A 9,508-nucleotide genomic window follows, 5' to 3' on the forward strand; every position below is an offset into this window, starting at 1 on the left:
AACGACGAGACCAAGCGCTTCGTGCCGGGCACCTATGCGCAGGACTGCGTCTCGGTGGGCGCCTGCAACGGCACCGACGGGCTGTCGGCGACGGTGGACGAGGCCTATGCGGCGGGCGCCAAGGCGGCGAAAGATGCCGGCGCCAAAGCCGCCAAGAGCAGTAAGCCGAAGGTCGATGCGTCGGAGAGCTGGTCGCGCGGTATGTTGGGCGCGGCGGCCGGCGCCGGGCCGGACACGACGGTGAAGGCGTTTGTCGATTTCCAGAACGACGTCACCGCCAAGGATATCCGCCAGGCGGTGCACGAAGGCATGCGCTCGATCGAGCACGTCAAGCGCTTCACCACCAACGGCATGGCGACCGACCAGGGCAAGACCTCCAACATGCACGGCCTGGCGATTGCCGCCGAGACGCTGGGAAAGCCGATCCCGGAGGTCGGCCTGACCACGTTCCGTGCGCCCTATACGCCGGTCACCTTCGGCGCGATCGTCAGCCATGCGCGCGGTCCGCTGTTCGACCCGACGCGCAGAACCGCGATCCATCCCTGGGCCGAGGCGCAAGGTGCCGTGTTCGAGGATGTCGGCCAATGGAAGCGCGCCTGGTATTTCCCCAAGGCGGGGGAGGACATGCATGCCGCGGTCGACCGCGAATGCGTCGCGGTGCGCAAGACGGCGGGCCTATTCGATGCCTCTACGCTGGGCAAGATCGAGGTGGTTGGGCCGGATGCGGCCAAGTTCATGGAACTGCTCTACACCAACCCATGGGAGAAGCTGGAACCCGGCCGCTGCCGCTACGGCATCATGCTGCGCGAGGACGGCTTCATCTATGACGACGGCGTCGTCGGCAGGCTGGCCCCCGACCGTTTCCACGTGACGACGACGACCGGCGGCGCGCCGCGCGTCATGAACCACATGGAGGATTATCTCCAGACCGAGTTCCCGCATCTCAATGTCTGGCTGACCTCGATCACCGAGCAGTGGGCTGTTATCGCCGTGCAGGGGCCCAAGTCGCGCGACATCATCGCGCCACTGGTCGAAGGCATCGACATGTCCGACGAGGCGCTGCCGCATATGTCGGTGCGTGAAGGCAAGATCTGCGGCGTGCCGACGCGGTTGTTTCGCATGTCGTTCACCGGCGAGCGCGGCTTCGAGGTCAATGTGCCGGCCGACTATGGCCAGGCGGTCTGGGAAGCCCTGTGGGCCGAGGGCCAGAAGCATGGTGCGGCCGCCTACGGCACCGAGGCGATGCACGTGCTGCGCGCCGAAAAAGGCTACATCATCGTCGGCCAGGACACGGATGGCACGGTAACGCCTAGTGATGCCGGGCTCGACTGGGCGGTCGGCAAGAAGAAGACCGACTTCGTCGGCATCCGCGGCCTGACGCGGCCGGATCTGGTCGCCAAGGGCCGCAAGCAGCTGGTCGGCCTCAAGACCAGGGACCCCAAAGTGGTTCTGGAAGAAGGCGCGCAGATCGTCGAGGATCCCAAGCAGGCGATCCCGATGAAGATGATCGGCCATGTCAGCTCGAGCTATTGGTCGGAAAATTGCGGCCGCTCGATCGCATTGGCGCTGGTCGCCGGCGGCCGCGACCGGATGGGCGAGACCCTCTATGTGCCGATGCCGAATGGGGTGATCGAAGTGGAGGTTACCGGCATGGTGTTCTTCGACGAGACGGGAGGGCGCCTCAATGGCTAAGGCCGCTGCAAGGAAGACGGCTCCGGCCGCATCGCCTTCGGTCGAACGCCGTCCGGCGCTGGCTGGGCGCAGCACCACTGCCGCCGGCGCCAAGGTCGAGGTATTGCCGCCGGCCGAGCGCATGTCATTGCGTGCGCCGGAAGCCTCGGCCGCAGCGCTTTCGAAGGCGCTCGGCGTGACCTTGCCGAACAAGCCGAAAACCTCTGCCGCGAAGGGCGGGCGCACCGTCTTGTGGCTCGGTCCCGACGAATGGCTTGTGATCGATGAGGCCGGCAACGATCCGCTCGCCGATTGCGCCAAAGTATCCGCGCTGCATTCGGCGGTCGGCGTCTCGCATCGCAACATCGCGATATCGGTGACGGGCACTGGGGCAGCGGCGACGATCAATGCTGGCTGCCCGCAGGACCTGTCGCTCGACGCCTTCCCGGTGGGCGCAGCGTCGCGCACCATCCTGGGCAAGACCGAGATCGTGCTGCTGCGCACAGCCGCCGATGCCTTCCGGGTCGAATGCTGGCGTTCCTTCTCGGACTATGTCTTTACTTTCCTGTCCGAGGGATCGCGCGACGCGGCGGTCTGAACTCGGAACGTTTTGCAGGGCACGCTCGTTCTGCATCCGCACGCCGAGGGAGAATGCCGATGCCGTCGAATTCCGCACCGAAGTCGCCGGTCATAAAGACATCGGCCGTCCGCTCGCTCGAACATGAGCGACATGAAGCCCCGAGCGCCGAAGAGGAACTCGAGGAAGGCCTCGAAGACACGTTCCCGGCCAGCGATCCGATATCCATTACCGGAACCGCCATCCCCGGCGCACCGGCGAAACCGGGCAAGGCCAAGACCGTGCCGGGGCGCAAGAAGCGCAAGACGTAGTATTCCATCGGGCCAGGCGGCATCGGGACCTTCTCAATCCCTTTTGACATGCTATTTAAAGCGCTTTGGGAGATGAAAATGCCGACAAAAGCGATCGTTTGGGGCGAGAATGTCCACGAGCAGACCAATGAAGCCGTGCGCGACCTCTATCCCTTGGGCATGCATGGCACCATTGCCGCCGCCCTCAACCAGGACAAGGGCATCGAGGCGACCACCGCCACCTTGCAGGAGCCCGAGCACGGCCTGAGCGAAAAGCGCCTGGCGGCCACCGACGTGCTTTTGTGGTGGGGCCACGCGGCGCATGGCGAGGTCAAGGACGAGATCGTCGAGCGGGTGCAGAAGCGGGTGTGGGAAGGGATGGGCCTGATCGTGCTCCATTCCGGCCACTACTCGAAGATATTCAAGCGGCTGATGGGCACGCCCTGTTCGCTGAAATGGCGCGAGGCGGGCGAGCGCGAGCGCGTCTGGGCGATCAACCGCGGCCACCCGATCGCGCAAGGCATCGGCGAGTGCCTGGAGATCGGCGAGACCGAAATGTATGGCGAGCCCTTCGCCGTGCCGGAGCCGCTGGAGACGGTGTTCGTCTCCTGGTACGAGGGTGGCGAGGTGTTCCGGTCCGGGCTGACCTACCAGCGCGGCGCGGGACGGATCTTCTACTTCTCGCCCGGTCACGAGACCTATCCGATCTATCACAATGAGGGCGTGCAGCAGGTGCTGCGCAACGCCGTGCACTGGGCGCACAACCCGGCGCCGGCATGGTCCGGCATCACCAATGCGCCGAACGTGCCGACGGATGCGGCCAAGGAGAAGATCGTGCAGAAGGGGCTGCGCCTGCATGCCGACGGCGACAAGGGCCTGAGTTGATTCGGGCCTGAGTTGATTGGGGTGTGAGGTGGCTGGGGGCCTGAACTGATGCATCGAATTCTTCTGCTCGGCACCGGCGGTATCGCCGGGCATCATGTCGAGGAGTTTGCCGGGATCCCGGGCTGCAGCATCGTCGCTTGCGTCGACCAGGTGCCTGGCCGCGCGGCGGCGTTTGCCGCCGTCAGCAAGATCGGCGAATCTTTCGAGAGCCTGGAGGCGGCGATCGCCTGGGGTCAGTTCGATGCCGCCATCAACGCGACGCCGGATGGTGCGCATATGGCAACGACGCTGGCGCTGCTTGCCCAGGGAAAGCATGTGTTTTGCGAAAAGCCGCTGGCGCCGAACCACGCCGACGCGCTTGATATGACCGAAGCGGCCGAGGCTGCAGGGGTGGTCAACATGGTCAACCTGACCTATCGCAACTCACCGGCGATCCATGAAGCGCGGCGCATGGTGCTGGCCGGCGAGATCGGCGTGTTGCGCCACGTCGAGGCAAGTTACCGGCAAAGCTGGCTGGTCAGCCAGTCGTGGGGCGACTGGCGGGTCGAGGACAAATGGCTCTGGCGCTTGTCGAGCCGGCACGGTTCGACCGGTGTGCTGGGCGATGTCGGCATCCATATCCTGGACTTCGCCACCTATGGCGCCGGTCAGGATATCGTCAGCCTGCATGCCGATCTGGTGACGTTTCCGAAGGCCGAGGGCGAGCGCATCGGCGACTATGTGCTGGACGCCAATGACAGCGTGGCAATGACGGCGCGGCTCAGTTCCGGTGCGCTCGCTACGATCGTGGCGAGCCGCTACATGACCGGCCACGCCAACGATCTGTCGCTGGCCCTGCACGGCACCAAGGGCGCCATCAGGGTCGAAACCGACGGCAAGGCATCGAACCTGTCGGCCTGTCTCGGCGGCGATGTCGATCTTCAGCGCTGGCAGATCTTGGCGCTGCCCAGTGTCAAGCGCAATGCGCGACGCTTTGCCGATGCGCTGGATACAGGCCGGAATGGCGATCCGTCGTTCCGGCGTGCCGCGGACATGCAAAAGCTGATCGACGCGGCCTTCGAGAGTTCAGCGGCGAAGCTGCCGGTTTCGGTCGGCTGAAGCTGGCCGGCTTGTGCCGGCCAGACGCGATCTTTGCTGATGTCAAAATGCGCTTGGTACAATCCACGGATTGATGCTGATGCCGAGCCGCGGGCCCTTGCCTTCAGCGGTATTTTGCGTGGCACCCTTCTTCTCGACCGAACCGGTCGAAGCGCAATCGAGCTTCACGTTGGTCCTGGTGTCAACGCAGGCCGCCACCGGCGCATGCTTGACGGGATGGGTGGTGTTGGCGGCGAAGGCCGAGCCCGAAAGTGCCAGCACGGCGGCGAGGGTGAGGAGTGTCTTTTTCATTGTCAGTCTCCGGTTTCCAGGTCGAATTCAATTCGTACCGACGGGTGAATTTCTCTCGTACATGTACGATACGCTGTACATATACGCCCGTCGATCGCGAAGTTCAAGGAAAACCGTACGCGTACAATAAATTTTTGTTAACCAAGACCCCCCAGGTCTGGAGGGGAATACACAAAACCAGGAAACGGCGTTCAGCAGTTGACCGGTGTCTCGGTCAGCGGCGGGACGTTTTGCGTGCTGAGCGTGGCGAGCGTGAAATCGCACATCCGCTTCACGAAGACCTGCGGATCGCCGAAGGGGTAAAACGGAAAGGTGATGAGCAGCGAGATCGTGCCGTGTCCGACCGCCCACAGCATGGTGGCGATGGCGCGCGGATCGCCCTGCAATTTGCCGGCGGCGACGCAGGCCTCGACCCTGCTGATCAGCACCTTCATAGCAGGGTTGCTCTCCTCCATTTCATTGTAGCCTTCCGGCAGCTTGGTCTTTTCGGTCATGAACACGGTGCGGTATTCGTTGGGATTGCCGAGTCCGAAAGCGGCATATTCGGTCATCACCGCCTGCAAGGCCTCGATTGGATCATCGGATGGATGCTCCTCGATGCGGCGGGCCAGCGTCTCGAACGCATCCTCGGCCAGAGCGAACAGGATGTCCTGCTTGTCGGCGAAGTAGGAATAGACAGACATCGGGGCGTAGCCGACCCGTTTGGCCAGCTTGCGGATGGTCAGGCCTTCATAGCCTTCTTCCTGGACGAGCTTGTGCGCGGCCTCGACAAGTTCGGAGCGCAGTTCTGCCTTTTGCTTCTCGCGGCGTGTCTGGACGCTCTGCGGCAAGATCTGGTGCCTTTGGTTGGTTGGTGGCTGGCTAAATTATATACGCTGTACGGAAACGGACAAGGGCACGGGAAGTTCCCAAGCGGTATACTTCGGATCGTGCCGACGCTTGTCGAGGTTGGCGGCACCCGTGATCAGCACCTTTGCTCCGTCAAAGCGGCCCATCACGCTTCCTTGTCCATCAGCTTCGCGGCAAGACGCGAAAGCAGCTTTACCGCCTCGCCATAGGTCCGGGCCTTTTCCGGATTGGAGGCGTTGCCGTCCAGCGCCCGCTTGTAGACGCCCTGGCAAATCGCGGCCAGCCGGAAGAAGGAAAAGGCGAGGTAGAACGTCCAGTTGCCGATACCGGTGAGCCCGCGCCGCCGGCAGTAGGCGGCGACGTAGTCCTCCTCGGAGGGCAGGCCGAGTGCGGAACGGTCGACACCGCCCAGGCCGCGAAAGCCGGAAGCGTGCGGCAGCCGCCATTGCATGCATTGATAGGCGATATCGGCGAAGGGGTGGCCTGATGTCGACAATTCCCAGTCGAGCACCGCCAGCACCTTCGGCCGGTCCGGCGCGAAGATCAGATTGTCCAGCCGGTAGTCGCCATGCACCAACGAGATCCGGCCGTCATCGGCGGGCATATGCGTTTCCAACCAGGCAATCAGCCCGTCCATCTCGGCGACTGCATCAGTCTCCGAGGCGCGGTACTGGCTGGTCCAGCGCGCCAGCTGGCGCTCGAAATAATTTCCCGGCCGCCCGAAATCGCCGAGCCCCACTGTCCCGACATCGATCTCGTGCAGCGCCGCGAGGGTTTCGTTCATGGCATCGTATATGGCGGCGCGTTCTTCGTTGTCGCCTGCCTCCGGCAGCGCCGGATCCCAGAAAATGCGGCCGTCCAGGAAATCCATCACGTAAAACATGCGGCCGATGGGCGAGTCTTCCGCCGAGAGATGCAGCATGGCAGGCACGGGCACGGCGGTGCCGGCAAGCGCGCTCATCACCCTGAATTCGCGGTCGACCTGATGCGCCGATTTCAGCAATTGCCCCGGCGGCTTGGCGCGCAGCACGTAACGGCCGCTTGCCGCCGTCAAAAGGTAAGTCGGGTTCGATTGGCCGGATTTGAACTTCTCGACTGCTGCAAGCTCGGAAAAGCCCGGTATGTTCGCCTCGAGGTAAGGCGCAAGCGCTGCCTGGTCGAGTACGGGATCACTCATGCCGTCTCGGGCTGGCGTTCGATCAAGGTCAGCGTCAGCCAGCGCGCGGTCAGTGCCGGCTTCTTCGAACCTTCGATTTCGATCGTCACGTCATGCGCGGTCTGCACCCAGCCCGACGGCCTGACCTTGACGTCGGCCAGCACGAAACGCGTGCGGATGCGCGCGCCCGTTTTCACCGGCGCCAGGAAGCGCAGCGAATCGAAGCCGTGGTTGACGCCCATCTTGCCGTTTTCCAGCGGCGGCATGGTCTCGAAGGTCATCGCCGACAACAGCGACAGCGATAGGAAGCCGTGCGCGATGGTGCCGCCGAACGGCGTTTCGCGCATGGCCCGCTCCGGATCGCAGTGGATGAACTGGTGGTCGTCGGTGGCGTCGGCGAACTGGTCGATCATGCGTTGCGTGACCGCCCGCCATGGCGACACGCCAACCTCCTTGCCGACACTGGCCAGAAGCACATCGAGACTGATCGGTTCCACGCTCATGTCCTCCAGTTCACCCCCGGCTTCTGTGGCCGGAAAATGTCATTCCTTGAACAGGGTCAGCCCATGCTGCACCGACTGTCCGCCGTCGATCGGCAGGATGGCGCCGGTGACATAGCTGCCTGCACGGCTGCACAAATAGAGCGTTGCGCCGGCAATGTCATCCGGTGCGCCGATACGGCCGATCGGAACATGGCTGCCGACGTGCCTGGCCTGCTCATCCGTACTGGTGGCGAATGCCGTCATCCGGCTCTGGAAGGGGCCGGGAGCGAAGGCATTGACGGTGATGCGGCGGCCGGCGAACTCGAGCGCAAGGGTGCGGGTCAGATGATGCACGGCTGCCTTGGACGCCGTGTAGGAATAGGCGTCGTCGGCCAGCGGCTGCGTGCCCATCACCGAACCGAGATTGATCACCCTGGCCGGATCGGCGTCGCTGGCGGCGGCATCGAGCAGCGGCAGCAATTCGCGGGTCAGATGGAAGACCGCGGTGACGTTGACGCCAAACACCTTGGCCCATGCCGAATAGGGGAAGCTTTCCAGCGGCGCGCCCCAGGAGACGCCGGCGTTGTTGACCAGAATATGCAGTTTCCCGGTCCGCGCTTTGACCTCGGCGACGAGTGCGGCAATGCCGGTTTCGCTGGAGACATCGCCGGCGAAGCCTTCGGCCCGGCCGGATGCGCCAAGCTCGTTCAACTCTTCGGCGACCTTGATGCAGTCATCGCCCTTGCGCGACGCGATCATCACGTTGGCGCCGGCCTGCACCAGCGCGGTCGCCGCCATGCGCCCGATGCCGGTCGCGGCACCCGTCACCAGCGCGGTCTTGCCGGCCACCGAAAACAGCTCGTCCAGATAGCTCATCACAATCCTCCGCGCTCGGCATGCGGGCAAACAGTTCGCGTTGACAAGGCTATCCGAAGTACGGTCATCCTTGCCACTGACAAAATGCCTGGCATGCATGAAGGGTTAGCGACCGATGACGGAGATGAATCTCGGCATGACCGAGCGGTTGAAGCCGATCCACGCGCGCGTCGCGGCCATGGTGCGCGACGAGATCATGCCGCTCGACCATGAATTCCTCAGCGAAGTGGGCAAGGCAGGCAACCGCTGGGTCTACAGTGCGCGCCAGAGCGAGATCCTCGAAGGGCTGAAAAAGACCGCAAGGGAGCGCGGCCTGTGGAACTTCTGGCTGACCGGCTCGGAACGCGGCTACGGCCTTTCCACCGTCGAATACGCCTATCTGGCCGAGGAAATGGGAAAGGCGCATCTTGGTGCGGAGACCTTCAACTGCTCGGCGCCCGACACCGGCAACATGGAGGTGCTGGAGCGGTACGGCTCGGCCGACCTCAAGAAAGCATGGCTCGAGCCACTGCTCGACGGCAAGATCCGCTCGGCCTATCTGATGACCGAGCCGGATGTCGCTTCGTCCGATGCCACCAACATTGCCATGCGCTGCGAACGTCAGGGCGACGACTATGTGCTCAACGGCGAGAAATGGTGGGCTTCGGGCGCAGGCGATCCGCGCTGCGCCATCTACATCGTCATGGTCAGGACCGGCGGCGATGACGAGCCGCAGCACCGCCGTCATTCGATGATCCTGGTGCCATCGGATACAAAAGGCGTGACCAAGGTGCGGGCCATGCAGGTTTATGGCGATGACGACGCGCCGCACGGCCACATGCATCTTCGCTTCGACAATGTGCGGGTACCGGCATCGAACCTGATCCTCGGCGAGGGCAGGGGGTTCGAGATCGCGCAAGGGCGGCTCGGCCCCGGCCGGATCCACCATTGCATGCGCGCCATCGGACAGGCCGAGATGGCGCTCGAGATGCTGTGCCAGCGTTCCTTGCGCCGCGAAGCCTTCGGCCAGAAGCTGGCCAAGCTCGGCGCCAATTTCGACATCATCGCCGAATGCCGCATGGAGATCGAAATGGCCCGGCTGCTCTGCCTCAAGGCGGCGTGGATGATCGACCAGGGCGACGCCCGCGCCGCGGCCCCCTGGATCAGCCAGATCAAGGTGGTGGCACCCCGCGTCGCGCTCAAGGTCACCGACGAAGCGGTGCAGATGTTCGGCGCGCAAGGCATCAGCCAGGACACGCCGCTGGCGCGGTCGTGGACGCATCTGCGGACCTTGCGCCTTGCCGACGGGCCGGACGCCGTGCATCGCCGTCAGGTGGCGCGCACCGAGCTGAAG

General features: G+C 64.0%; 11 protein-coding genes. 6 read left to right on the plus strand and 5 right to left on the minus strand.

Features of this window, described 5'->3' with window-relative positions:
* The 5 genes from EN749_RS23270 to EN749_RS23290 form a co-directional block, all read left to right on the plus strand.
* The coding region (locus EN749_RS23270) for a glycine cleavage T C-terminal barrel domain-containing protein (protein WP_281061923.1) at positions 1-1,692 on the plus strand (1,692 nt) is incomplete at its 5' end.
* The gene (locus tag EN749_RS23275; RefSeq protein WP_127398119.1) at positions 1,685-2,269 is read left to right on the plus strand and encodes a sarcosine oxidase subunit gamma; all 585 of its coding nucleotides are present in this window, start codon (positions 1,685-1,687) and stop codon (positions 2,267-2,269) included. The genes EN749_RS23270 and EN749_RS23275, both read left to right, overlap by 8 nt.
* A 59-nt stretch (positions 2,270-2,328) precedes the next feature.
* Positions 2,329-2,559 carry a hypothetical protein gene (locus EN749_RS23280; RefSeq protein WP_127398121.1) on the plus strand — a complete coding sequence of 77 codons (231 nt, stop codon included), beginning with the start codon at positions 2,329-2,331 and terminating at the stop codon, positions 2,557-2,559.
* Positions 2,560-2,637: 78 nt separating this feature from the next.
* Positions 2,638-3,423, plus strand: coding sequence for a ThuA domain-containing protein (locus EN749_RS23285; RefSeq protein ID WP_127329423.1), 786 nt, complete (start codon positions 2,638-2,640; stop codon positions 3,421-3,423).
* Between the two features lie 48 nt (positions 3,424-3,471).
* Positions 3,472-4,521 (plus strand): Gfo/Idh/MocA family oxidoreductase, encoded by a 1,050-nt coding sequence (locus tag EN749_RS23290; RefSeq protein ID WP_127329421.1) that lies wholly within the window; start codon positions 3,472-3,474, stop codon positions 4,519-4,521.
* A 42-nt stretch (positions 4,522-4,563) separates the two neighbouring features.
* Here EN749_RS23290 and EN749_RS23295 read toward each other — a convergent pair whose 3' ends face one another.
* The 5 genes from EN749_RS23295 to EN749_RS23320 form a co-directional block, all read right to left on the minus strand.
* Positions 4,564-4,812 carry a DUF680 domain-containing protein gene (locus tag EN749_RS23295; RefSeq protein WP_127268964.1) on the minus strand — a complete coding sequence of 83 codons (249 nt, stop codon included), beginning with the start codon at positions 4,810-4,812 and terminating at the stop codon, positions 4,564-4,566.
* Positions 4,813-5,003: 191 nt separating this feature from the next.
* Positions 5,004-5,642, minus strand: coding sequence for a TetR/AcrR family transcriptional regulator (locus EN749_RS23300; protein ID WP_128290218.1), 639 nt, complete (start codon positions 5,640-5,642; stop codon positions 5,004-5,006).
* Between the two features lie 164 nt (positions 5,643-5,806).
* Positions 5,807-6,838, minus strand: coding sequence for a phosphotransferase family protein (locus tag EN749_RS23310; RefSeq protein ID WP_128364057.1), 1,032 nt, complete (start codon positions 6,836-6,838; stop codon positions 5,807-5,809).
* Positions 6,835-7,320 carry a MaoC family dehydratase gene (locus EN749_RS23315; RefSeq protein WP_023810115.1) on the minus strand — a complete coding sequence of 162 codons (486 nt, stop codon included), beginning with the start codon at positions 7,318-7,320 and terminating at the stop codon, positions 6,835-6,837. Before EN749_RS23315 ends, EN749_RS23310 begins: the two co-directional genes overlap by 4 nt.
* Before the next feature lie 39 nt (positions 7,321-7,359).
* Positions 7,360-8,175, minus strand: a complete 816-nt coding sequence (locus EN749_RS23320) for an SDR family oxidoreductase (RefSeq protein ID WP_127398842.1) — start codon at positions 8,173-8,175, stop codon at positions 7,360-7,362.
* A 115-nt stretch (positions 8,176-8,290) separates the two neighbouring features.
* On the opposite strand from EN749_RS23320, the gene EN749_RS23325 reads away from it, so the two are divergent.
* The coding region (locus EN749_RS23325; RefSeq protein WP_128364058.1) for an acyl-CoA dehydrogenase family protein at positions 8,291-9,508 on the plus strand (1,218 nt) is incomplete at its 3' end.

It is taken from the genome of Mesorhizobium sp. M7A.F.Ca.ET.027.02.1.1, from assembly GCF_004022985.1.
Lineage (GTDB): Bacteria > Pseudomonadota > Alphaproteobacteria > Rhizobiales > Rhizobiaceae > Mesorhizobium.

What these genes read in the sequence shown, in the direction of transcription:
- EN749_RS23295 (WP_127268964.1), bottom strand. Translation starts at nt 4,812, where the DNA reads ATGAAAAAGACACTCCTCACCCTCGCCGCCGTGCTGGCACTTTCGGGC.
- EN749_RS23275 (WP_127398119.1), top strand. Translation starts at nt 1,685, where the DNA reads ATGGCTAAGGCCGCTGCAAGGAAGACGGCTCCGGCCGCATCGCCTTCG.
- EN749_RS23290 (WP_127329421.1), top strand. Translation starts at nt 3,472, where the DNA reads ATGCATCGAATTCTTCTGCTCGGCACCGGCGGTATCGCCGGGCATCAT.
- EN749_RS23280 (WP_127398121.1), top strand. Translation starts at nt 2,329, where the DNA reads ATGCCGTCGAATTCCGCACCGAAGTCGCCGGTCATAAAGACATCGGCC.
- EN749_RS23315 (WP_023810115.1), bottom strand. Translation starts at nt 7,320, where the DNA reads ATGAGCGTGGAACCGATCAGTCTCGATGTGCTTCTGGCCAGTGTCGGC.
- EN749_RS23310 (WP_128364057.1), bottom strand. Translation starts at nt 6,838, where the DNA reads ATGAGTGATCCCGTACTCGACCAGGCAGCGCTTGCGCCTTACCTCGAG.
- EN749_RS23320 (WP_127398842.1), bottom strand. Translation starts at nt 8,175, where the DNA reads ATGAGCTATCTGGACGAGCTGTTTTCGGTGGCCGGCAAGACCGCGCTG.
- EN749_RS23285 (WP_127329423.1), top strand. Translation starts at nt 2,638, where the DNA reads ATGCCGACAAAAGCGATCGTTTGGGGCGAGAATGTCCACGAGCAGACC.